This window comes from Geminicoccus harenae, assembly GCF_019800005.1.
Classification (GTDB): Bacteria; Pseudomonadota; Alphaproteobacteria; order Geminicoccales; family Geminicoccaceae; genus Geminicoccus; species Geminicoccus harenae.
In genome coordinates this window covers 24471-46901 of the sequence record NZ_JABGCL010000024.1, presented here as the reverse complement: position 1 = coordinate 46901, position 22431 = coordinate 24471, and the positions used below count along the sequence as shown (strand labels likewise).

Annotated in this window: 21 protein-coding genes; 5 read left to right on the top strand and 16 right to left on the bottom strand. The window is 72.4% G+C overall.

The genetic code is table 11. The features are described from left to right. Positions 1 to 4: 4 nt before the first annotated feature. The 10 genes from HLA95_RS19905 to HLA95_RS19860 all read right to left on the bottom strand — a co-directional run bounded on the left by HLA95_RS19905 (position 5) and on the right by HLA95_RS19860 (position 9623). Positions 5 to 400 carry a metallopeptidase family protein gene (locus HLA95_RS19905; RefSeq protein WP_191060705.1) on the bottom strand — a complete coding sequence of 132 codons (396 nt, stop codon included), beginning with the start codon at positions 398 to 400 and terminating at the stop codon, positions 5 to 7. Between the two features lie 98 nt (positions 401 to 498). Then, positions 499 to 975 (bottom strand): F0F1 ATP synthase subunit B family protein, encoded by a 477-nt coding sequence (locus HLA95_RS19900; RefSeq protein WP_191060706.1) that lies wholly within the window; start codon positions 973 to 975, stop codon positions 499 to 501. A gap of 1 nt (position 976) precedes the next feature. Next, positions 977 to 1573, bottom strand: coding sequence for a F0F1 ATP synthase subunit B family protein (locus tag HLA95_RS19895; RefSeq protein ID WP_222184296.1), 597 nt, complete (start codon positions 1571 to 1573; stop codon positions 977 to 979). An 83-nt stretch (positions 1574 to 1656) separates the two neighbouring features. Further along, positions 1657 to 1881, bottom strand: a complete 225-nt coding sequence (locus HLA95_RS19890; RefSeq protein WP_159711264.1) for an ATP synthase subunit C family protein — start codon at positions 1879 to 1881, stop codon at positions 1657 to 1659. An 89-nt stretch (positions 1882 to 1970) separates the two neighbouring features. Further along, the gene (locus HLA95_RS19885) at positions 1971 to 2693 is read right to left on the bottom strand and encodes a F0F1 ATP synthase subunit A (RefSeq protein WP_222184294.1); all 723 of its coding nucleotides are present in this window, start codon (positions 2691 to 2693) and stop codon (positions 1971 to 1973) included. A gap of 22 nt (positions 2694 to 2715) precedes the next feature. Next, on the bottom strand, positions 2716 to 3069 hold the full coding sequence (locus tag HLA95_RS19880; RefSeq protein ID WP_191061743.1) for an AtpZ/AtpI family protein: 354 nt from the start codon (positions 3067 to 3069) through the stop codon (positions 2716 to 2718). A gap of 169 nt (positions 3070 to 3238) precedes the next feature. Beyond that, entirely contained in the window at positions 3239 to 7303 is a 4065-nt protein-coding gene (locus tag HLA95_RS19875) for an AAA family ATPase (RefSeq protein WP_222184292.1), read from the bottom strand. Between the two features lie 13 nt (positions 7304 to 7316). Then, on the bottom strand, positions 7317 to 7910 hold the full coding sequence (locus HLA95_RS19870; protein WP_191061926.1) for a DsbA family protein: 594 nt from the start codon (positions 7908 to 7910) through the stop codon (positions 7317 to 7319). A gap of 88 nt (positions 7911 to 7998) precedes the next feature. Beyond that, positions 7999 to 9105, bottom strand: a complete 1107-nt coding sequence (locus HLA95_RS19865; RefSeq protein ID WP_222184290.1) for a tetratricopeptide repeat protein — start codon at positions 9103 to 9105, stop codon at positions 7999 to 8001. Beyond that, positions 9102 to 9623: a DUF721 domain-containing protein gene (locus HLA95_RS19860; RefSeq protein WP_222184289.1), complete on the bottom strand. Its 522-nt coding sequence runs from the start codon at positions 9621 to 9623 to the stop codon at positions 9102 to 9104. The genes HLA95_RS19865 and HLA95_RS19860 overlap by 4 nt, the downstream gene beginning before the upstream one ends. Positions 9624 to 9721: 98 nt before the next feature. On the opposite strand from HLA95_RS19860, the gene HLA95_RS19855 reads away from it, so the two are divergent. Both HLA95_RS19855 and HLA95_RS19850 read left to right on the top strand, forming a co-directional pair. Continuing rightward, the gene (locus HLA95_RS19855; protein WP_255592103.1) at positions 9722 to 10816 is read left to right on the top strand and encodes an A/G-specific adenine glycosylase; all 1095 of its coding nucleotides are present in this window, start codon (positions 9722 to 9724) and stop codon (positions 10814 to 10816) included. Further along, positions 10816 to 12780, top strand: a complete 1965-nt coding sequence (locus HLA95_RS19850) for an AsmA family protein (RefSeq protein WP_222184284.1) — start codon at positions 10816 to 10818, stop codon at positions 12778 to 12780. The genes HLA95_RS19855 and HLA95_RS19850 overlap by 1 nt, the downstream gene beginning before the upstream one ends. On the opposite strand, the gene HLA95_RS19845 is transcribed toward HLA95_RS19850, so the two are convergent. Beyond that, positions 12774 to 13127: a YraN family protein gene (locus HLA95_RS19845; protein ID WP_191062313.1), complete on the bottom strand. Its 354-nt coding sequence runs from the start codon at positions 13125 to 13127 to the stop codon at positions 12774 to 12776. The two genes, HLA95_RS19850 and HLA95_RS19845, sit on opposite strands and share 7 nt — an antisense overlap. Continuing rightward, positions 13124 to 14023 (bottom strand): 16S rRNA (cytidine(1402)-2'-O)-methyltransferase, encoded by a 900-nt coding sequence (rsmI, locus tag HLA95_RS19840; protein WP_322100154.1) that lies wholly within the window; start codon positions 14021 to 14023, stop codon positions 13124 to 13126. Before rsmI ends, HLA95_RS19845 begins: the two co-directional genes overlap by 4 nt. Before the next feature lie 37 nt (positions 14024 to 14060). Here rsmI and HLA95_RS19835 point away from each other — a divergent pair, with 37 nt between their 5' ends. Together HLA95_RS19835 and HLA95_RS19830 are read left to right on the top strand one after the other, a co-directional pair. Beyond that, positions 14061 to 15296 carry a penicillin-binding protein activator gene (locus tag HLA95_RS19835; protein WP_222184282.1) on the top strand — a complete coding sequence of 412 codons (1236 nt, stop codon included), beginning with the start codon at positions 14061 to 14063 and terminating at the stop codon, positions 15294 to 15296. 107 nt (positions 15297 to 15403) lie between these two features. Further along, positions 15404 to 17227 (top strand): GGDEF domain-containing protein, encoded by a 1824-nt coding sequence (locus HLA95_RS19830; RefSeq protein WP_222184280.1) that lies wholly within the window; start codon positions 15404 to 15406, stop codon positions 17225 to 17227. 41 nt (positions 17228 to 17268) lie between these two features. Here the strand turns inward: HLA95_RS19830 and HLA95_RS19825 are convergent, their stop codons facing one another. Further along, positions 17269 to 18018: an SDR family oxidoreductase gene (locus HLA95_RS19825; protein ID WP_222184278.1), complete on the bottom strand. Its 750-nt coding sequence runs from the start codon at positions 18016 to 18018 to the stop codon at positions 17269 to 17271. Beyond that, the gene (locus HLA95_RS19820; protein ID WP_191062099.1) at positions 18015 to 19184 is read right to left on the bottom strand and encodes a tetratricopeptide repeat protein; all 1170 of its coding nucleotides are present in this window, start codon (positions 19182 to 19184) and stop codon (positions 18015 to 18017) included. The genes HLA95_RS19825 and HLA95_RS19820 overlap by 4 nt, the downstream gene beginning before the upstream one ends. A 125-nt stretch (positions 19185 to 19309) precedes the next feature. Between HLA95_RS19820 and HLA95_RS19815 the strand changes: the two genes are divergently transcribed. Beyond that, positions 19310 to 20374, top strand: coding sequence for an SPOR domain-containing protein (locus tag HLA95_RS19815; RefSeq protein WP_222184276.1), 1065 nt, complete (start codon positions 19310 to 19312; stop codon positions 20372 to 20374). Here HLA95_RS19815 and HLA95_RS19810 read toward each other — a convergent pair. Further along, on the bottom strand, positions 20361 to 21677 hold the full coding sequence (locus tag HLA95_RS19810) for an AmpG family muropeptide MFS transporter (protein ID WP_191061580.1): 1317 nt from the start codon (positions 21675 to 21677) through the stop codon (positions 20361 to 20363). The two genes, HLA95_RS19815 and HLA95_RS19810, sit on opposite strands and share 14 nt — an antisense overlap. 81 nt (positions 21678 to 21758) lie before the next feature. Next, on the bottom strand, positions 21759 to 22358 hold the full coding sequence (locus tag HLA95_RS19805) for a polysaccharide biosynthesis/export family protein (protein WP_191061579.1): 600 nt from the start codon (positions 22356 to 22358) through the stop codon (positions 21759 to 21761). Positions 22359 to 22431 lie beyond the last annotated feature (73 nt).

The following is a 22431-nucleotide window of genomic DNA, read 5'->3' as shown; positions in this document are numbered from 1 at the left end:
GGCGTCAGCCGAACTCGACCCGCTCGATGTCCTCGTCGCTCCAGCCGAAATGGTGGGCGATCTCGTGGATCAGGACGTTGCGCACCAGGTCGTTGAAGTCGACGTCGGTCTCGCACCACTCGGCCAGGATCGCCTGGCGGAACAGGAAGATCATGTCGGGCTGGGCACCGCTCTCGCGGGCCTCGTGCAGGCCCACCGGGATGCCGGCATAAAGGCCGGTCAGGTCGTAGGGGTTCTCCAGCCCCAGGTCCTTCACCACCTCGTCCTCGGCCAGTTCCTGCACGACCACCGGGACGTCGCGCAGCGGGGTGCGGAACGGCTCGGGCAGGTCCGCCAGGATCTCCTGGCCCAGCCGCACGATGTCGTCCGCCGACGGTGGATACCAGCCCCGCTCATTCATGCCCGCAACCTCACCCCGTTGTTCTCGCCATCAAATGGAACGGGCCCCGCAGGCAAAAAAGACCCGCGAGGCCCGCTACCGGACGAGAGGCCATTCGCTCAGGCGAGCTTCTGGCGCACGTCCTTGATGGCGGAGCTGATCAGATCCTGCTCCTTGGCCGGATCGAGCTGCTCGGCGAGCAGGCGGCGGGTGGTGCGGATCGCGAGGTCGGCGGCCTTGCCGCGGATCTCGGCGACCGCACTGGCCTCCTCCTGGGCGATCCGCTCCTCGGCGGCGCGGGTGCGCCGCTCGATCGAGGCGGCCAGGTCGGCCCGGAGCTGCTTCTCGACCCGCACGTTCTCCTCGGCACCATGCTGGAGGATGCTGGCGGCCAGCCCCTCGCCGTCATGGAGCTGGCGCTGGTGCCTGGCGAGCAGCGCCTGAGCCTCCTCGCGCAGGCGCTGCGCCTCGTCCAGCTCACGCCGGATCTGGTCGGCCCGCCGGTCGAGCGCGCCGATGAGCTGCTCCTTGACCGGCTTCCAGAGCACCAGCGCCAGGATGATGAGCGAGATCAGCAGCCAGAAATACTCGATCATCTCACGCGGCCTCCTTCGTCACCGCGGCCAGCGCCGCTTCGGCCGCCGCGCGCGGGACCTCGCGGCCGATCAGGCGCTGGGTGGCGGCCTGGGCGACCTCGACGGCCACGTTGTGCAGTTCGGCCAGTGCCGCGTCGCGCGCCGCCTGGATCCGCTGCTCGGCAGCCTCGACCTTGGCCGCCAGATCGGCGTCCAGCTCGGCCTGCCGCGCGGTGTTCTCCGCGATCAGCCGCTCGCGGGTGGCGGCGATCTGGCCGCTGGCCTTGCCCTGCGCGTCGGCCACCACCTTCTGGTAGCGCACCAGCGCCGCCTCGGCCTCCTCGCGCAGCTTGGTGGCGCGGTCGAGGTCGGCGGCAATCCGGTCCTGACGGGATTCCAGGACCTCGCCGACACGCGGCAGGGCCTTGGTCTTGAACAGCCAGAACAGGAGCAGGAAGCTCACCGCCAGCCAGAAGATCTGGCTGGGGAAGCTCGAGGGATCCAGCTGCGGCAGGCCGGCCGAGGTCTCGTGGACCTCATCCGTGGCCTGGGCGAACACCGGGGCCGCCAGCACCAGGGCCGGCAGGCTCGTGATCATTGAACGCAACAGACGCTGCATCGGCCCCGTTCTCCCGAAGACATCCAGAGAATGCCCGGGCGGCCGACCTCCGAGAAGGAGATCCGCCGCCCGGCCATGGAAGATCAGGTGAACAGGATCAGGAAGGCGATCAGCAGCGCGAACAGCGCCACCGCCTCGACCAGCGCGAACCCGATGATCGCGTAAGGGAAGACCCGCTGCTGCACCGAGGGGTTGCGGCCCACGGTCGAGATCAGGGTCGAGAAGATGTTGCCGATGCCCAGACCAACCCCGAACAGCGCGAAGGTCGCGATGCCGGCACCGATCATCTTTGCTGCTTCGACTTCCATAAAACTCACTCCAAGAAGCGGCGCGGACATGCGCCATTGTCCACCGTCACTTCACGTCCACATGGGGGCCTGGCGAACCTACGGCCCAATCAGTGCATGTGGATCGCGTCGTGCAGGTAGATGCAGGTGAGGACCGTGAAGATGTAGGCCTGCAGGAAGGCCACCACGACCTCGAAACCAAGCAGCGCCACGGTCACGGCCAAGGGCGCGAAGCCGAAGATGCCGAGCGCCGTGACGAAGCCCGCGAAGACCTTCAGCATCATGTGGCCGGCCATCATGTTGACGAACAACCGGACCGACAGGCTGATGGGGCGCACGCAGTAGGAGATGATCTCGATCGGCACGAGCAGCGGGATCATCGCCTTCGGTGCGCCGGCGGGCACGAAGAAGTGGGCGAAATGGGCGCCATGGATGGCAAAGCCCAGCGCCGTGATCAGCACGAACACCGTGATCGCCATGGCGAAGGTCACGATGATGTGGCTGGTGAAGGTGAAGGCCATGGGCACGAGGCCCAGCATGTTGCCGAACAGGATGAACATGAACAGCGTGAAGATCGCCGGGAAGTAGCGCATGCCCTCCCGGCCGGCATTGTCCTTGATCAGCCCGGCAATGAATTCGTAGGCGAGCTCGACCACCGACTGGAGCCTGCCCGGGATCAGGGCAGCATGCTTGGTGCCGAGCATGACGAGGCCGTAGGCGGCAGCCACCGTGATCATCATCCACAGGGACGACTGCGTGAAGGAGAGGTCCAGGCCCGCCACGTTGATCGGCACGAGCGGGTTGATGACGAATTGATGAAGCGGGTCGGCCACTGGATCGCCCTCGTCCGGTTTGTCAGCCCGAACCGCGGTCCTGCCCGTCCCCCTTGCCGCCATGCGGATCGACCATGCCGATCCGCACCAGATGGCGCCAGGCGTTGAGCATGCCGGCCGCGGTGCCGAGCAGGAACAACAGAATGGTCAGGAACGGGCGCGTGCCGAGCCAGCTGTCCAGCGCCAGACCGAGCCCTACCCCCGCCACCACGCCGACCACGAGCTCGATCCCGACGGTGAGCCCGGTGCCGAAGTTGAGCTTGGACTGGTTCCGGTCGGCGCCGTCCCCCTTGCCCACGGCTTCTCGCTGGTCCCGCGCAGCACGGATGCGCTGGTCCAGGTCGGCGAAGGCGCGGTCGTGGTCGTCGTCTGCCATCCATCCCATACCACAGGGACGCACGCGAACGGACGACGCCCGTTCGGTCCGACCCGAGGCGAGCGGCAACCTACTCGGCGGGCGACGCAGGTCAAGCAGGCGTGATCGCGACAGGCTGGCTCTTTTGGTCGATTCTGTGAAGGCTCGGGCAGAAATCGGCCCCGGCCGGTCAGGCCGTGCGCCGCATCTCCAGGGCGCGGCCGAGTTCGACCGACACCAGCCGGCTGACGCCGCGCTCGATCATGGTGACGCCGTAGAGCCGGTCCATCCGCGCCATGGTCAGGGCATGGTGGGTGACCACCAGGAAGCGGGTGCCGGTCCGCGCCGCGATCTCCTGGACCAGGTCCACCAGCCGCCCGACATTGGCGTCGTCCAGCGGCGCATCGACCTCGTCCAGCACGCAGAGCGGCGAAGGATGGGCGAGGAAGAAGGCGAAGATCAGGCAGAGCGCGGTCAGCGCCTTCTCGCCGCCGGACATCAGGGACAGGCTGGTGAGCTTCTTGCCGGGCGGGCTCGCTTCCAGCTCCAGCCCGCCCTTCAGCGGGTCGGTGGGATCGGTCAGGGTCAGCCGGGCGCTGCCACCATTGAACAGGCGGGTGAACAGCTCGGAAAAATGGCGCTCCACCACCGCGAACTGGTCGAGCAGGCGCTGGCGCGCCTCGCCGTCCAGCGAGCGCACCGCCTTGAGCAGCCGGGCCGCCGCCTCCTCCAGCTCGGCCCGCTCAGCCGACAGGCGCTCGAACTCGGCACGCGCTGCCTCGGCTTCCTCCGCCGCCAGCAGGTTGACCGCACCCATCCGGTCGCGGCTGGTGCGCAGCCGGCGGGCGCGCTCCTCGAGCTCCGGCAGCGAGCCGGAGAGGGCGCCAAGCTCCGGCTCGGGCAGGACCTGGTCCGGGAAACGCTCGGCCAGCTCCTCCTTCAGTGCCGCCAGGGCCGTCTGCGCCGCCTGGCGTGCCGTCCGGGTCTCGGCGGCCGCGAGCGCTGCCTGGCGTTCGGCCTGCTCGGCCACCACCAGCACCTCGCGCCGCTCGGCCAGCGCCGCCTCGGCCCTGGCCGCCGCGGTCCGTGCCGCGTCCGCCGCCGCCGCCTCTTCCGCCTCCGCCTGGACCAGTGCCCGTGCTTCCCCCTCCAGGCGGCCGGCTTCCGCCGTGGCCCGCGCCGTGCGCTCGGCCAGCTCCGCGGCCAGCCGGCCGGCATCGGCGATGGCGGCGTCCAGGCGCGCGGCCTCCGTCTCCAGCCGGCCCTGCCGCTCCTGGCGATGGGCGGCACGTTCCGCCAGGAGCCGCAGCTCCGTGCCGGCCTCCGCCAGGCGCCGCTCGGCCTGGGCCGCCGCCTCGCGGGCAGTGGCCAGCGCCTGCTCGGCATCCTTCGCCGCTGCCCGCGACCGGACGAGATCCGCCTCCGCGGCGGCCAGCTCCCCGCCGCAGGCCGACCGGCGCGAGGCAGCGTCCGCCTGTTCCTGCCGGTGACGGGCCAGGGCCGCTTCCGCCGTCGCGCGCTCGGCCAGGAGCGCGGCCCGCTGCTCCTGGAAGGCCGTCTCCGCCAGGCGCATCCGGCCAGCAAGGCCGGCACTTTCGTCGCGCAGCCGGACGATGGCCGCAGCCAGCCGCTCGCCGTCCTGGCGGGCCTGGGCCTGCTCCCGCTCGGCCTGGGCGACCGCCTGGGCCAGCTCGGTCGAGCGCTGGCGCAGCCGGGCCAGCTCCGCCTGCCCTTCCCGCGGGTCGACCGCAGCCGCCTGCTCGGCCGCCATCTCGGCCTCGTCCCCCTGGAGAGCCGAGGCGGCAGCCTCGATCCGCCCCAGCAATTCGTCGAGCTGGGCCCGGCGGTGCTGCCAGGCCTGGTCCGCGGCCAGGGCCGCCCGGGCGGCCCGCTCTGCGGCATCCAGGCCCTGGCGCGCCCGGGCCAGCGCCTGCTCGCAGGCCCCTACCGCCTGGCGCGCGCTCTGCCGGGCCACCTCCGCGGCCTGGTGCTCGGCCCGGCGCGCCGCAGCCACCGGCCGGTCGGCATCGAGCTGCCGGGTCAGCCGCTCCAGCCGGTCGCGCTGGGCCAGCAGCAACGCCGCCGCATCCCGGGCACCCGGCAGGCGTACATAGCCGTCCCAGCGCCACAGGCCGCCATCCGGGCTGACCAGCGCCCCGCCGTCCGGCAGATGGCGCTGCAGCCGTGCCGCTTCGTCCGGCGGTGCCAGCCAGACAGGACCCAGGGCGCGGGCCAGGGCATCCGGCACGCGCGCCAGATCGGCCAGCCGCGGCAGGTGGGCCAGCTCCGCCGGTGGCTCGAACGGTGCAGCCGAGCCCGCCAGCCAGTGGCGCGGCGCCTGCGGGTCCAAGGAGGCGGTCAGGCCCTCGCCCAGTGCCGCCGCCAGGGCCGCGGCCTGTTCCTCGGCCACCGTGATCGCGGCGATCACCTCGTCGGCCCGGATCGGCGGCAGGACCTTCGCCAGCTCCTGCCGCTCCTGCTCCAGGCGAGCCAGGCCGCTGGCGGCGGCGCTGGCGGCCGCAAGCCTGGCCGCATGCTCGGCTTCGGCGGCCGTGAGCGCATGGTGCGCCTCCGCCAGCTCCTGCTCGGCTCGGGCGAGAGCGGCGCGTGCGGCGGTCACCGCCTCGGCGCTGCTGCTGACCGCGGCCTCCGGCCGGGCACCGAGCTTCGCCACCCCGTCGCCGTGCTCCCGGCGCTGCCGGTCGAGCGCGGAGCGGCGCTCGGTCAGAGCAGCCAGCCGGCGCTGGAGGCGGCGATGCTGCTCCTCGATCTCCCCCTGGCGCCGCTCCAGGGCCGGCAGCGCCGCCGCCACCGCCTGCCGCTCGGCGCGCAGGCCGGCCAGGGCCGCTTCCGCGGCGGCCAGCCGCTCGGCGGCAGCGGGCTGGGCAGCCTCGGCTGCCGCCAGTTCGCCAGCCAGATCCGCGGCCTTATTAGCCAGCGCCAAGGATGCGGGATCCGTCTCGGGCAGCACCAGCCGATCCAGCCGGGTACGCTCCGCCTCGATGGCCGCCTGCAGCCCGGCATCGGCCCGGACCAGGCCCTCCAGCGTCTCGCGCAGCCGGGCGACCCTGGCTTCGGCTTCGAAGCGATGCTCGCGTGCGGCCAGCGCATCCGCTTCCAGCCGGGTGCGGTGATGGCTGGCCGCCGTGGCGGCGGCTTCCAGCTCCGGCTGCTCGGCGGCACGCTGCGCCGACTGCGCCGCTGCCGCCTCGGCCTCCACGGCCAGGGCCCGCCGTTCCTCGGCCAGCGCCTCGATGCGCTGCTCCGCCTGCACGCGCTCGGCCAAAGCGGCATCACGGCGCGCCGCCAGCTCCGCAGCCTCGGCAGCCGCGCGGTCCGCCTCGCTCCGGCGCGCCGTCACCCGCTCTGCCAGCGTCGCATGGCGTGGCACCAGCCGGGCCACACCATCGCGCGCCGTGGCGGCCGCGGTTTCGGCGGCCTGCAGCCGGGCGATCTCGGCCTGCCGCGCCTGCTCGGCCTGGTCGGCCAGCCGGTCCGCGTCCCGGGCGGCAGTGGCCGCGGCCTGGAAACGCTGGCGGGCATCCAGCAGGCGGGCGGCGGCAAGCGCGGCCTCGGCCTCGCGCAGCTCCTTGGCCACCTTCCGGTAGCGCTCGGCCTGGGCCGCCTGGCGGGAAAGCTGTTCCATCCGGGTCTGCAGCGCGCCGATCAGGTCGGCGATCCGGGCGAGATTGCCCTCGGTCTGCAGGAGCTTGCTCTCGGCCTCGCGCTTGCGGCTCTGCAGCCCGCCCACCCCGGCCGCTTCCTCCAGGAAGCGCCGCCGGTCCTCGGGCTTGGCCTCAGTGACCGCCTGGACCTGGCCCTGCGCCACGATGGCAGTGCCGCGCGCACCGGCACCGGCGTCCTGGAACAGACGCTGCACGTCGCGCGCCCGGACCTCGCGGCCGGCGATGCGGAAGGTCGAGCCGTTGCCGCGGGTGATGGTGCGGCGCACCTCGGCCTGGCCGTCCGTGGCGTGGCGCGAATAGTCGGTGAGGTCGCCCTCGACCACGACCATGACGTCGGCCAGCTCGCGCGCGGGCCGGCTGCCGGTCCCGGCGAAGATCACGTCGTCCATGTCGTCGCCGCGCACGCCGCGCGCGGACGCCTCGCCGCTCACCCAGCGGAGCGCGTCGACGATGTTCGACTTGCCGCAGCCGTTCGGGCCGACGATGCCGGTCAGCCCCGGCTCCAGCGTCAGCTCGACCCGGTCGGCGAACGACTTGAAGCCGTGGATGACGATCCGGGTGAGGCGCAATGCCCGCCCCTCGTCAGTTCACCAGGGGGTCCAGGATCTCGGAAAAGCCCTCGACACCGAGATTGCCGGCATGGAGCTGGTCGTTGATGAGGAAGCTCGGGGTGGACTGGATCGAGTGCTGCTGCTCGCCGTCCAGCCGCATCTTCAGGATCGAATCGCCCAGCTCCTTGTCGGCGAGGCAGGCGTCGATCCGCTCGTCGCTCAGGCCTCCCAGCTTGGCGAGCTGGCGCAGCGCCGCCGAGGGATCATCGGCCACCGCCCAGCGGTCCTGGTTCTGGAAGAAGGCGGACAGGAACAAGGGGCCGCGCTCCTGCCCGGCGCAGTGCGCCAGGATCGAGGCCTGCAGCGCCGCCTGGTCCAGCGGGAAGTCGCGGAAGACCAGCCGCACCTTGCCGGTATCGATATACTTCTTCTTCAGCTCGGGCAGGGTCTCGTTGTGGAAGGACGCGCAGTGCGGGCAGGTGAGCGAGGCGTACTCGATCATGGTGACCGGTGCGTCGGCCGAGCCGATGACGAATTCCTGGGCCGTCTCGGCCAGGGCCGGCCCCGTCCCGGCCAGGCAGCAGGCGGCGACAGCGGCGAGGAGCAGCGAGCGACGATCCGACATGACTTCTCCTAGCTTGGGGGCGATAGGCCTGGCCTGCGCGCGGGCACCGGCCATTCCATAACCGTTGCGCGAGCGCAAGACGAGCGGTTCACGTGCTGGGCGGTGCTTCCGGCCGAAGCTGTTGCGCCCACTGGTCAGCGGCGACCTGCGCCTGCTGGCGCTGGGCCGGGCTCAGCACCGTGGTCAGGCGGTCGAGCCGCTCGGGCGCCTTGGGATGGCCGTTGCGCGCCGCCAGGAGGTACCAGCGATAGGCGGAGACCGGGTCACGCGCACCTAAGCGGCCCCGGTCGTACAGGTCGGCCAGCTTGTACATGGACTTCTCGTCGCCGACGGCGGAGGCGCGCTCGTACCAGGTCGCCGCCTGCTGCGGCTCGGTGGGCCAGGCGGAGGTATCGGAATAAAGATCGCCCAGGCGGGCATAGGCGCGGCTGTCGCCCAGGCGGGCGGCCCGCTCGAACAGCTCCACGGCGCGGACCTTGTCCACGGTCACCCCGTCGCCGTCGGCATAGCGCTTGGCGATGTTGAACAGGGACTGGGCGTCGTCGTTCTGCCCGGCCAGCTCGTAGTAGCGCAGCGCCTGCTCGACATCGACGGCCACGCCCGCCTCGCCGCGCTCGAACATCCGGGCGAGCTTGACATAGGAGCTGACCCGGCCGGCCTGGGCCGACTGGGTGTACCAGTAGACCGCGAAGTCGCCGTTCTGCGGCACGCCGCGGCCCTCGCGGTAGAGGTCGCCCATCCATTCCTGGGCCTGGGCATCGCCGTCATCGGCGCGCGGCTCGATCAGCTTGTGCGCCTGGTCGTAGTAGCGCGCCGCCTCCACCAGGTTCCGCGGCACCCCGCCCTCGCCCAGATAGAGCAGGTTGGCCAGGCGGAGCTGCGCGTCGATCAGGTTCTGCGCGGAGGCCTGGCGATAAAGGTCGAGGGCGCGCTGGCGGTCGGCTGGCGTCGCCTCCGGCCCGTCCTCCAGCACCCTGGCATATTCGTAGAGTACCAGCGGGTCGCCTGAGCCGGCCAGCGCGGCATAGACGGCCAGCGCCTCCTCGCGCTCACCGTCCTCGGCCAGGGCGCGGGCCCGCGCCAGATCCGAAGCGGGCACCGAAGGGGCGGCCGTAGCGGCGATCCGGGGCGCCGGCTGGCCGGCACAGGCGGCGAGGGCCAGCAACGCCAGCAGCGCCAGCAGGGTCCGGCTCATTTCCCTGTTCCCCCGGCCCCTGACCGGTCCGCGACGGCGATCGCACAGCCCAGCCGCAGCAATGCCGCCGCCAGCTCCGGGTCGGCGACCTCGGCGGTGGCCCCGCTCAGCCGGGCGAGTTCGGCGTCATCGGGCCGGGCGGGGCGGCGGCGCCGTGGCGGGGGCGGACGGAGCAGAGGGGCCTGCACGATCCGCAGGCGCGCCACGGCCGGATAGCCGTAATGGGCGTTGACCCGCTCCACCACCTGCCGCTCCGAGAACTGGAGGTCGAGTGCCGCCGAGGCCGCCGCGTGCAGCACCAGCGTACCGCCGCTCTGCCGGCCCGGTGCGAAGCTCACCCGCACCGGCTGGCAGCGCGCCGCCAGCCGCTCGCCCACCACCAGCGGCCAGTCGCGGATGAGCGTGGTCGCCGCCAGGCCGCGCCGGCGCGCCGCCGGGGCGATCACCGCCTCGACGAACTCCCCCAGCCTCTGGCTCCGGGTCACCCGCACCACCGCTCCGCTCGACATTCCGGGCATGACGCCCAATTTCGCACCGGCGAGCATATCGCCCTGGCCCGCCGGGATGGAGCATGCCACAGCGACGGCCATCGGAAAAAGCACAAGAGCAGTATCGCTTGGCTCGAGCCTCCACTGTCCTGGCCCCACCCCTGGCTCCCGTGGCCGACCTGCTCGCCTGGTACGACCGGACGCGCCGCCGCCTGCCCTGGCGGGCCCTGCCGGGCGAGCGGGCCGATCCCTGGGCCGTGCTGGTCAGCGAGATCATGCTGCAGCAGACCACGGTCGCGACGGTGAAGGGCCGCTTTGCCGAATTCCTCCACCGCTTTCCCACCCCCGCAGCCCTGTCCGAGGCGGGCATGGACGAGGTGCTCCATGCCTGGCAGGGCCTGGGCTACTACCGCAGGGCGCGGGCGCTGAAGGCCTGCGCGGAAGCGATCATGACCCGCCATGGCGGCCGGGTGCCGGACGAGCTGGAGGCCCTGCTGGCGCTGCAGGGGCTGGGTCCCTACACGGCCAGGGCAGTGGCCGCGATCGCGTTCGACCGGCCGGTCGTGCCGGTGGATGCCAATGTCGCGCGGGTGGTCGGCCGGCTGATCGCGCTGGAGCTGCCGCCGGCCAGGGCCGCCCGGCGCCTGCAGGAAGCGGCCGACACGCTGGCCCAGGCCGAACGACCGGGCGACGTCGCTCAGGCGCTGATGGAGCTAGGGGCGCTGGTGTGCCTGCCACGTGCACCGGGCTGCCTGGTCTGCCCCTGGCGCGATGCCTGTGCCGCCCATGCCACGGGCGAGCCCGAGCAGTATCCGGGCCGTGCCGAGGCGAAGGCCCGCCAGGAACGCCATGCGGTGGGCTTTCTCCTGGAGCGGCCGGACGGTGCGATCCTGTTCCGGCGCCGCCCGGACCAGGGGCTGCTCGCGGGCATGATGGAGCTGCCTTCCACCGACTGGCTGCCGGAGCCGCCGGGCAGCGCCGAGATCAAGGCGGCGGCGCCCAGCGGCGGGGAATGGCAGATGCTGCCCGGCACGGTGCGCCACCTGTTCACCCACCTGGACCTGTCGGTGCGGCTCCTGCGTGGTAGGATCGAGCACAGGCCGCCCGAGGGTGTGTGGGCGACGCCGGCGAACCTGGCCGGGTTGGCCCTGCCGACGCTCACCGTGAAGCTGCTCCGCCATGGCGGCGCCTGGGTCGGCAAGGGCGGGAAGGGAGTGCGTTGATGCGCATCGTCACCATCATCCTGGCGATCGTCGCCGTCCTGGTCGTGGCGGTGGTGGCGGCCCCGCTCCTGGTCCCCCGCGACTGGCTGGTCGCGAAGGTCTCGGACGCGATCAGGGACGCGACCGGCCGGCCGTTCGCGATCGAGGGTGATGTGTCCCTGGCGCTGATCCCCGCGCCGCGCCTGGTGGCCGAGCGGATCCGGCTGGGCGAAGGCGACACGCCGCTGCTCCAGGTCGGCGAGCTCGAGGCGGTGGTGGCGGCCCTGCCGCTGCTGCAGGGCCGGGTCGACGTGCAGCGCTTCATCCTCGCTGCACCGGTGGTACATCTGCGCGTCGACGAGAACGGCGTCGGCAACTGGCAGACCGATAGCGGCACCCCGCAGGCGGGCGGCACCGGCGGCACTTCGGGCGAGGGGGGCGGCGGCAGCCTGCCTGACCTGGCCCTGGGCGAGGTCCGGGTCGAGGATGGCGTGGTCGACTATGCCGATGCCCGCAGTGGCCTGGCCGAGCGGGTCGAGGACATCGACATCGAGGTGCGGGCGCCGGACCTGCAGGGGCCATCCAGCGTTGCCGGCACGGCCAGCTTCCGGGGCGAGCAGGTGGGCGTCGACCTGACGGTGCAGGACACGGGGGCGCTCATCGAGCAGCAGCAGAGCCAGGGCAGCCTCAAGATCACCGGCCCGGTCGCGGCGGCCTTCACCGGCATGCTGTCGGCGTCGCCCTCGGGCACGGTGCAGGTCGACCTGCCCGAGGTGGCCCGGGCGGTGCGCTGGCTGGAGCTGCCGGTCCCGCCGACGGCGCCAATGCCCGAGCGGATGGCGCTCACGGGCCGGCTCGCCGTGGCCGGCCAGGTCGTGACCTTCGACGACGCCAGGTTCGCCAGCGACCTCCTGCAGGCCACGGGTGCCTTGCGGTTCGACGGGACCGGCGCCCGGCCAAAGCTCGGCGGCGAACTCGCGACCGACGTGATCGACGTCGCCCGACTGAGGCCGCCTCCGGCGCCGTCCATCACGGACGAGCCGCCGACGCCGGCCGCACCGGCTCCCGATGCCGGGCCTGCCGCCGATTCCCGCGACCGGCCATTGAACCTGCCGACCTCGCTGCCGCTCGACCTGGACGTGGCGGTGGCGGCCAAGGGCATCGAGGCGCCGCAGGCGACGTTCGGCCCCACCCGGGTGCGGGTCACCTCGGGCGCAAACTTCGTGCTGCTCAACCTGGTGGAGGCGCTGGCCTACAGCGGCAAGATCACCGGCCGGGTGAACACCGCGGCGGATGCCCAGGGCGTGCCGAGGGTGGCAATCAGGCTCTCCGCCGCCGGCCTGCAGGTGGCCCCGCTGCTGCGCGACCTGGCTCAACAGGAGCGGCTGGACGGGCGGATGGCGCTGAACGCGAACCTGACCGGCGACGCGCGCACGGTGCGCAGCCTGATGGGCGGGCTGGACGGGACGGCCGACGTCACCCTCCTGAACGGCGTGGTCCACGGCTTCGACCTGTCGCGCCTCTCGGGCGATCCGGTGCAGGTCGCGGCACGCCTCGCCCAGGGCGGGCTTTCCGGCGGTAGCACGCCGTTCGGCCGTGCCGAGGCCAGCTTCACGATCGCGAACGGGATCGCGCGCACGGACGATCTGGCGGCCGAGACCCCGCTCGCCAACATCAGCGGCACGGCCCGCCTGAATCTCGGGGCAGAGCGGATCGAGGAGATGCGCCTGATCCCCAGGCCCGTGCCCGGCCGCGGCGGCGTGTTGGGGCGGATCCCCGAGGTGCCGATCCTGGTGTCCGGCCCCTTCAGCGGCCCGAGCGTGAGCGTCGATGCCGACGCCGCCCTCGACATGCTGGCCAAGGACCCGAACACGGTGAACCGGGTGCTCGACCAGGTGAACAAGCTGGGCGGCAAGGACGGCAAGCCGCTCATCCCCGAGGAGGCCGGCAACCTTTTGCGAGGGCTGCTGGGCAGAAGTCAGTAGGGAGCGCCGTCCTCGACATTGGCCAGGTGCAGCGGCAGGCGCCAGGGTACGATCACCACGAGGTCGAAGCGCAGGACGGTGGCGGGCTCGACCTGGTGGCCGGAGAGCCAGTACTCGGCGGCCCGGCGCCAGCGGCGGCGCTGCTTCGGGCGCAGCGCGTCCAGGCCATCGGCATGGCTGCGCCTGGCCTTGACCTCGACGAAGGCCAGCACCCCGCCGCGGCGCGCTATCAGGTCGATCTCGCCGACCGGGGTGCTGTACCGCCTGGCCAGGATCCGCCAGCCGCATAGGCGCAGCCAGAATGCCGCCACTCGCTCCGCCCGCCGCCCGGTCCGGTCCGCGCTCACGCACCGTCCTTGCGAGCCACCCGGCGATACACCGCGTTCGCGTCCAGGTTGAAGCGCGCGGCCACGAACCTCGCGGCCTGACGGGGAGACATGCTCGCGGCCGCTTCCGCAAAGGCTGCGGCGAGCGTGGCGTCGTCCACCTCCACCGGCCCGGCAGCGGGCGGGCCGATCACCAGCACGATCTCGCCCCGGGGTGCCGCCTGGCCGGCAAAGCGCTCCGCCAGCTCGGGCAGCGCGCCGCGCACGGTCTCCTCGAACCGCTTGGTCAGTTCCCGGCACACCGCGGCCGACCGTGGCCCCAGGACCTCCGCGGCATCGGCCAGCGCCTCGGCCAAGCGGTGCGGCGCCTCGTAGACCACCAGCGTGGCGGGCACCGCGGCCAGTTCGGCCAGGACCGCCCGCCTGGCCGCCGCCTTGGCCGGGAGGAAGCCCTGGAAGAAGAACCGGTCGGTCGGCAGGCCGGCCACCACCAGGGCCGCCAGCAGGGCCGAGGCGCCGGGGATCGGCCAGACGCTGCTGCCCTGGGCGATCGCGGCACCCACCAGCTTGAAGCCCGGGTCGGAAACCAGCGGGGTGCCGGCATCCGAGATCAGCGCCAGTTTCGCGCCCGCGGCGAGGTCGGCCAGGATCCTCGGCCTGACCGTCTCGGCATTGTGCTCGTGATAGGGCTGGAGCGGCCGGTTCACGCCCAGATGGGCGAGCAGGCGACGCGAGATCCTTGCGTCCTCGCACAGGATCCGGTCGGCACCTGCCAGCACGTCGCGCGCCCGCGCGGTGACGTCCCCGAGATTGCCGATCGGGGTCGCCACCACATAGAGGCCGGGCGCGAGTTCTCCTTTCGCGCCGGTTCCGCTAGCTTCCCGCTCGTCGAACCCGTCCAACGGTTCGTTCGCCACGTCTGCCCTTTCCTCGGCCCCTTGAGGTGATCGCGTGATGCGCCCTGCGAAGACGACCCCGCTCGCCACCACGGTCGCGCTGGCCGGCATCATGCTCGTGGCGGCCTGTGCCCCGCAACGCCCGGTTCCGTGGCGCCAGACGCTGCCGAACCCGGACGTGGCGGCACCGCTGCCCGAAGCGCCGAAGGGCCCGCCCAAGGCCGCTCTGCTCCTGCCCCTGTCCGGCCCGTCCGAGGCGATCGGCCAGGACCTGATGGACGCCGCCCAGATGGCCCTGTTCGACGCCGGGGAGAACCAGCTGGAGCTGCTGCCGTTCGATACCGGCAGCGAGCCTGAGGGTGCGATGGCGGCGGCACGCGCCGCGGTGGCCAGCGGTGCGGACGTGATCATCGGCCCGCTGTTCGCCCGCTCGACCACCGCCATCACGCCCATCGCCAACCAGGCGAATGTCGAGGTCCTCTCGCTGTCGAACGATTCGAGCGTGGCCAGGCCGGGCGTCTGGGTGCTGGGGCTGCAGCCCGAGGAGCAGGTGGAGCGGGTGGTGCGCTTCGCCGCCCAGAACGGCATCGGCCGGGCAGCCGCCCTGGCCCCGGCGGATGCCTATGGCGAGAAGGCGGTGCAGGCCTTCCGCCAGGCCGCCGCCACGTCCGGGCTGGAGCCCGTCGGGATCGCCACCTATCCGCCATCCGACAGCACCCCCAGCGATGCGGTGGGGCGGATCGCCCGGGCGCTGGGCGTGGTGCCGTCGGATGGCCAGCGCCCGGCCACGCCGCCACCGCCCGGCGGTGCGGTGCTCCTGGCCGACGGAGGGGCCCGGTTGCGCGCGGTGGCTTCGCTGCTGGCCTATCACGATGTCGAGCCGGAGCAGATCCGGCACCTGGCGACCATGCGCCTCGCCGACGACCCCTCCGCTCTGCGCGACCCGCAGTTGCAGGGGGCTTGGCTCGCCGGCCCGGCCCCGGAAGCGTCCGAGCAGTTCGCCGACCGGTTCAGCCAGGTATATGGCCGCCCGCCCAGCTCGGTGGCGCTGCTCGCCTATGACACCACTGCGATGGTGGCCGGCCTGTCCCGGCTGGGGCCACTCGAGCCCGACCGCTACACCGACAGCCAGGGCTTTCTCGGCCGTGCCGGCATCTTCCGGCTCCTGCCGGACGGCCGCACCGAGCGCGGGCTGGCAGTCATGGAAGTGAACCAGGGCACGCTGCGCCCGGTCGACCCGGCCCCGACCCTGTTCGGCGGCGGCATGGCGACGCTCAGTGGCAGCAACTACTAAATCGCGCTCCGGTTAAGACTTTCCGAAGTTAAATCAACTTACACTTGTGTCGCTGGCCGGGCTGGTTTACCGAAACGTGACCAAGGCTCGGCACGTCAGGATGCGGCATGGTGCAGGACAACGGTCCGCGTGACAGGCCGCCATCCGGCCTCTTCGAGATGGCTGGCGCGTGGCGCGGGCCGCCGCTGGCCGGTCATGCCAACGTGACCAGCCTCGCCGCACGCTGGACCACCGGCCGGCACGCGGAGCGGCGGGCAGCCATCCGGATCCTGCTCCTGGGCGAGGATGCCGAAGGCACCGAAACGGTCCGCCTGCTGCTCGAGCATGCCGGCAGCGAGCGCTATGTCTTCCGCTGGCTCGTCGAGCCGCCGCTCGATTTCCGGCTGGACGGCACGAGCTTCGACCTGGTGATCGTGATGGCCGAGCCGGCACTGGGCAGCGGCATGGCAACCTTCAGCGCCCTGCGCGCCGCCGGGCTCACCGCGCCGATCGTGCTCGCCAGTGCCGGCGTGGAGGACGACCTGGTCGAGCGCGCGGTCGATCTGGGCGTGGCCGACGTGCTGGACGCCACCGACCTCGACCTGCAGACCCTCGACCGCACGGTGCGAGCCGCACTGGCGCGGGCCAGCCGCGACCGGCAGCTCTACCAGGCGGTGCGGCGCGACGACCTCACTGGGCTCGCCAACCGGGCCTCGTTCCGCGATCGCCTCGATCACGGCCTGACCCTGGCGCGGCGCAGCGGCAGCAAGCTCGCCCTGCTGCTGGTCGACGTGGACGACTTCAAGTCGATCAACGACCGGTTCGGCCATCCGGGCGGCGACGAGCTGCTGCGCCGGGTAGGCGAGCGGCTGCGCTCCAGGGTGCGCGAGAGCGACACCGTGGCGCGGCTGGGCGGCGACGAGTTCGGCGTGCTGCTGCTCAACATCGCCCGGCCCGAGGATGCCGCGGTGGTGGTGCGCAAGCTGCTGGAAGCGCTGAAGCCGCCGATCGACCTGGACGGGCAGCCGGCCCAGGTGACCGCCAGCATCGGCGTGGCGATCTATCCCGACCATGCGCTGGAGGCCCAGCGCCTGATCCGGCTGGCCGATGCCGCGATGTACCGCGCCAAGCGCGCGGATGGCGGCGGCTGCTGCTGGCACGACGACAGCCGGCCGCTGGCCTGCCCCGATGCGGAGGAGCTGGCCGCCGCCATGGCGACCGATGCCGTGTCGTTCGTGCTGCGCCCGCAGGTCGCCCTGCGGGTCGGGCGGGTGGCGATGGGGATGCGGCCGGTCTGGCGCCACCCGCGCCAGGGCCTGCTCGACCTGCTCGCGATGCGCACGCTGCTGGAGGAGGCCGGCGTGGTCGAGCAGCTCACCGAGCGGCTGCTGCTGGCAGCGGCGGGCAAGCTCGCCGAGTGGCAGCGGCATGGCTTCGGCGAGGCACGCATCACCCTGCCCATGCTGTCGCGCCGGCGCCTGGCCTGGGCGGGCCTCGCCGACCGCATGGCGGCCGCGGCCAGCCGGCAGTCGATCCTCCCTGAGCGCCTGGAAATCGAGATCGACGAGCAGTTGCTGGTCGAGGACGCCCAGACCGGTGGCCAGGGGGCCGCGGCCTTTGCCCGCGCCGGTGTGCCGGTAGCCCTGGACCGGTTCGGCGCCGGCACCATGGCCGTCGGCCTGTTCACCACCGTGCGCCCCTCGTCGATCCGGCTCTGCCCGACGGCTCTGGACGCGGACGGGCCGGCCGACCGGCTGACCCTGTTCCAGGCGATCACCGCGCTCGCCCACCGTTTGCAGATCCACAGCATCGCCACCGGCGCCGACTCGCCCAGGCGGATGGAGCAGGCGCGCCGGATCGGGGTGGGTGCGATCGAGACCGCGATCGCCTGCCTGCCGGCCGACGATCCCTGCCTGCCATGGCTGCGGATCGCGATGCGGCGGGCCGTCTGAACGGCACCGGGGAAGGACAGGCCGGGCTGGCGCTCTGGGCCTCAGCCGAGATGCATGCCGCCGTCGGGCAGCAGCAGCTGGCCGGTCACCGCGTCTGCCTGGAGGAGGTAGCGCAGCGCAGCGACGATCGCCGCGGCGTCGCCCGTCTCGCCCAGCGGTGCTCGTTCCGCCAGGCGGTTGAAGGTGGCATCGTCCATGTCCGGGTCGCGGATCGCCACGCCCGGCCCGATCGCGACCACGCGGATCGCGGGCGCCAGCTCGCGGGCCAGGATCCGGGTGGCAGTCCAAAGCGCGGACTTGGCCAGCGTGTAGGACAGGCGCCGGCCGCTCGGCCGCAGGATCCGCTGGTCGAGCAGGTTCACGATCACGCCACCAGCGCCTGCCGGCAACTGGCGGGCGAAGGCCTGGCTCAGCAGCAGCGGCGCCACCAGGTCGATCCGCAGCACCTCCTCGAGCTGCCGTGCCTCCAGATCGGCCAGCCGGTCGTCGGGGAACACGGCGGCACTGTTCACCAGCACCCCCTGCGGCCCCAGAAGGCCCTTGGCCGTGGCGAGCAGCGCCCCGATGGCGGCGAGATCGCGCAGATCGGCCGGCACGAGCACCGCCTCGCGGCCCATGGCCCGGATCTCGCCGGCCAGGCGCTCGGCATCATCGTCGACCGCGCGGACATGGAGGGCCAGGTCGTAGCCGTCCTCGGCCAGCGCCAGCGCCATGGCCCGCCCCAGCCGGCGCGCGGCACCGGTGACCAGTGCCCGCCGCGGCACGGAACCGGCTTTGATCCTGGCAGTCACCGTTCCAGTTCCAGGAACTCGTGCCAGATATAGCCCTGGCCGCCGTCCGGGATCACCACCTCCAGCCAGCCGTCGCGCTGGCCCACCACCTGCACCCGCTCGCCGCTGTTCAGGCTGCCCAGCCGGTTCGAGCGGGTATTAGGGCCGACCCGGTAGTTGACCGCCCTGGTGGTCACGTAGAAGGCCCCTTCCCGGGCAAAGCCCTCCTCGCTCGCGGCGGCGGTCCGGTCGGAGTCGGCCTGGGCGCTGCGGCGCCTGGCCCCCAGTGCCGTGGCCATGTCCAGGTCGTGCCGGGCCTCCTCCGTCCGCCCGAGCGCCTCGAAGGCGCGGCTGCGGTTGAGCCAGGCGTCGATGTTGGTGGGCTCCAGCTCGATCGCCCGGCCATAGTCGGCCAGCGCATTCTCCGTGTCGTTCAGCCGCCAGCGGATCGAAGCGCGGTTGACATAGGCCGCCGCGAAGTCGGGTCGGAGCCGGATCGCCTGGTCGAAGTCGGACAGGGCGCGCTTGTCGTCGTCCAGGTTGGCCCAGGCACTGCCGCGGGCGTTCCATGCCGCGGCCATCTTCGGCGCCAGCTCGATCGCCGTGGTGAGGTCGACGGTGGCCTCGGCGAGATAGCCCTCGCGGCGCAGGAGGTCGCCACGGTCGAAGAAGGCCTCCGCATAGCGCGGGTCCAGCTCGAGGGCGCGGTTGAGCGCGGCATAGGCCTGGTCGAACTCGCCCTTCTGGTCGAGCAGGACACCCTTGCGGCGCCAGACCTGCGGCGAGCGGGGGCTCAGGGCCTGCGCCTCCTCCACATCGCGCAGCGCCGCATCGATTCGGCCGAGATCGGCCCGGATCGCGGCCCGGATCAGCCAGGCGCCGGCATGGTCCGGCTGCAGCCCGATCGCCTCGTCCAGGTCCACCAGCGCCTCGTCCACCGCACCGACCGCCCGGCGGGCCAGGGCACGGTAGCGCAGGAACTCGGCGCGGGTGGCGCGGTCGTCGGGCGGCAGGGGGACGAGCGCGTCGGTGCAGGCATCGATCCGGAAGCCCGGGTGGCGGACCTCCGTCCGGCAGGCTTCGGCCGACCCTTCCGCCGCCATCGTGACGGACGTGCCGAGTGCTGCGGCAGTCACGAAGGCTAGGCTGATATCGCGGCCGATCCGGGCTAGACTCTTGGAGGGCACGAGCGATCGTCCGTCGACATGTCTTGCGGGAGTTCCTGTTGGTGCGCAGGCCAAGGGCAGTAGCCATCATCCTACACTCGACGTGGCGCGTCATCCATGTCCTGGTAACGATGGCGTTCCTGTCCGTGTCAACGGTCACGGCCGCGCGGGCAACCGAGGACCCGCTGATCGATGCGTACCTCAAGGGTGTCGACCTGTACCGGCGCGGCGACCTGGACGCGGCGATCCCGGCGCTGCGCCAGGCCGTGCGGCTGTCGGAGCAGCGCTTTGGCCCGCAATCGCCGGAGCTGGCTCTCGACCTCAACAATCTGGCCGAAGCGCTCCGCCGCCAGGGCGACCTCCGGGAGGCGGAACGGCTGCTGCGCCGTGCCCAGGCGATCGACCAGGCGCAGGACGAGCCCGATCCCCTGGCGGCCGCTACGACGCTGAACAATCTGGGCCTGGTGCTGGCCGCCAAGGGCGATGCGAGGGCGGCGCTGACCGCACACCGGGCAGCACTCGCGGCCGTGGAGAAGGTGCGCGGCAACGATCATCCCGACACGGCGCGCGCCGCCTACAACCTGGCGCTCGCCGAAGCGGCCGCGGGCGACCCCAGGATCGCCCAGGCGCTCGCCGCCCGCGCCGCCTTCATCGTCGAGCGTGCCCTGGGCGACCGCCATCCCCTCACCCGGCAGATGCGGGCGACCGAGGCCCGCCTGCGCGCCCTGCCCGCGCAGCTGCCGCCGCAGGCCACGGTGGCCAAGCTGGACGGTACCGCCGAGCCGGCCGGCACAGCCGCGGTGCCCGATGCCCCGGTCAGGGCGCAGCGGACGGCAGCGCTGGCGGCGGTGGAGCCGGCCGCGGCACCGGCGGCGGTGCCCGCCGCAGCGCCGGCCGCGATCCCCGCCGCGCCCACCACCCGCCAGCGCAGCGGTGAGGCCGCGGCCGGCGGCGGCGAGCGCAGCTTCGCGGTGCAGTTGATGGCGCTGCGCAGCGAGGCGGATCTGGATGCGGCCTGGGACGAATTGCGCCAGCGCCATGCCGAGCTGGCCCAGGCCGAGCGGCTGCCCACGACCTCGGTGGAGATCGCCGGACGCGGCCGGTTCTACCGGCTCCTGGTCGGCCCTTATGCGGTGCGCACCGATGCGGAGCGCCTGTGCAGCGGCCTGAAGCAGGCGGGCGGCGAATGTCGGGTGATCATCCGGAACTGACCGGCAGGGCCGGCGGCGCCCGGTCGGCCACCGCCACCCGGTGACGCAGCCAGAGCACCAGCAGCAGGCCCGGCAGGGCGAACACGGCGGACAGGATGAAGAAGCCGGGCCAGCCCAGCGCTTCGGCGATGAAGCCGGAGGCGGGCACCACCGCGAACTTGGCGAACAATTGCATGAAGGAGGTAAGCAGCGCGTATTGCGTGGCGGTGAAGTGGGCCGTGCACAGCGAGGACAGGTAGGCCACGAACACGGCGGTCCCCATCCCGCCGGTCAGGTTCTCCACCAGGATGGCCAGGTAGAACGCCCACTTGACCGGCCCGGTCACCGCCAGGGCGGCGAATGCCAGATTGGAGGCGCCCTGCAGGATCCCGCTGACCAGGAGGGCCGGCAGCAGGCCCAGCCGGAAGGCCAGCGCCCCGCCCAGCACCCCGCCGAACAGGCCGACGAACAGGCCGAACGTGCCGGACACTTCGGCGATGTCGGTCTTGGTGAAGCCGAGGTCGAGATAGAACGGGTTGGCCATCAGCGTCAGCATGACGTCGGAGGCCTTGTAGAGCGAGATGAAGGCGAGGATGACGCAGGCGACCGCCAGGCCGCGCCGCTGGAAGAAGTCGGCGAACGGCGCCACCACCCCCTGCTCGATCCAGCTGCGCCACCCGCCTGCCGGTCCGGCCGGGTTGGGGTCTGGGGCCACGGCGGGCTCCGGCGCCAGCAGTGCCGCCAGGCAGCCCACCAGCACGAGCAGCGCCATCACGAGATAGGTGTCGGTCCAGCCGATCCGGTCGGCCAGGAACAGGGCACCGGCACCCGCCGCGAACATGCCGAGCCGGTAGCCGATCACCACGACGGCGGCTCCAGCACCCAGCTTCTCCTCGGGCAGCACTTCCACCCGCCAGGCGTCCACCACGATGTCCTGGCTGGCCGAAAAGAACGCCACCGCGAGCGCGGCCATGGCCAACCCGGCCGTGCCCACGACCGGGTCGGCCATCGCCAGCAGTGCGATCGACAGGATCAGCCCCGCCTGGGTGACCAGCAGCCAGGAGCGCCGGCGCCCGAGCAGGCGGGTGAGGCCGGGCAGCGGCAGCCGGTCCACGAGCGGCGCCCAGGCGAACTTGAAGCTGTAGGGTGCCAGCACATAGGCGAACAGGCCGATCGTGCCGGTGCTGAGCCCGGCGTCGCGCAGCCGGGCGCTGAGCGTGGACAGGACCAGGAGCAGTGGGAGGCCACTGGAGAAGCCCAGCAGGAGGATGAAGAGGATTCGCCGGTCCCGGTAGGCCGCGAGCGAATCGAGATAGGCCTTCATGACGCCTGCCCGGGAGAACCGGCCACGGCCGACCGCTCCTGCGGCCGGCCGCCATGCCGATGCTCGAAGATCGCCGGCGCTTTAGAAGAAGCGTTCCGGGACCTCGATGATGTCGCCGGGTGAGACCCGCTGATCGCCGCTCACGATCACCCCTCGGGCGCCGGAGCCGCCGCGCTTGAGCATCACCTCGTCCCGCGAGGCGCGGTAGCCGAAGCCGCCCGCCAGCGAGATCGCCTGGTCGACCGTCATGCCGTCGACATATTCGTAGGAGCCCGGCCGGTTGACCTCGCCGGTGATGTAGAACGGCCGGAAGTTGGTCACCGCCACGCTGACCTGCGGGGAGATCAGGTACTGGCCTTCCTCGTAGGCCTTCTGGATCTCTTCCTCGAGCTGCCGGGTGGTCAGGCCGTTGGCGTTGATCGTGCCGACCAGCGGCATCGCGAACCGCCCGGTGCCGTCGAGCTGGAACTCGCCGGACAGGTCCTCGTGGCGGAACACGATGATGCGCAGGCGGTCGCCACTGCCGAGCTGGTACTCGGGCGTGGGCAGCGTCTCGGGTGCCTCGGCCGAGCCCACCACGTCGGCTGGTGTGGAGGTGGTGCCACCACATGCGGACAGACCGACGGCAGAAAGGGCCAGCAGCACCAGCAGTGCCAGCTTGGCGGTCATCGAACGCATCATCGCGGATTGTCCCAGCTTCTGTCGACCGGACGGGCCCAAGGAGCGGCCCGGACGGCCGCCATCTTGGGGTCGA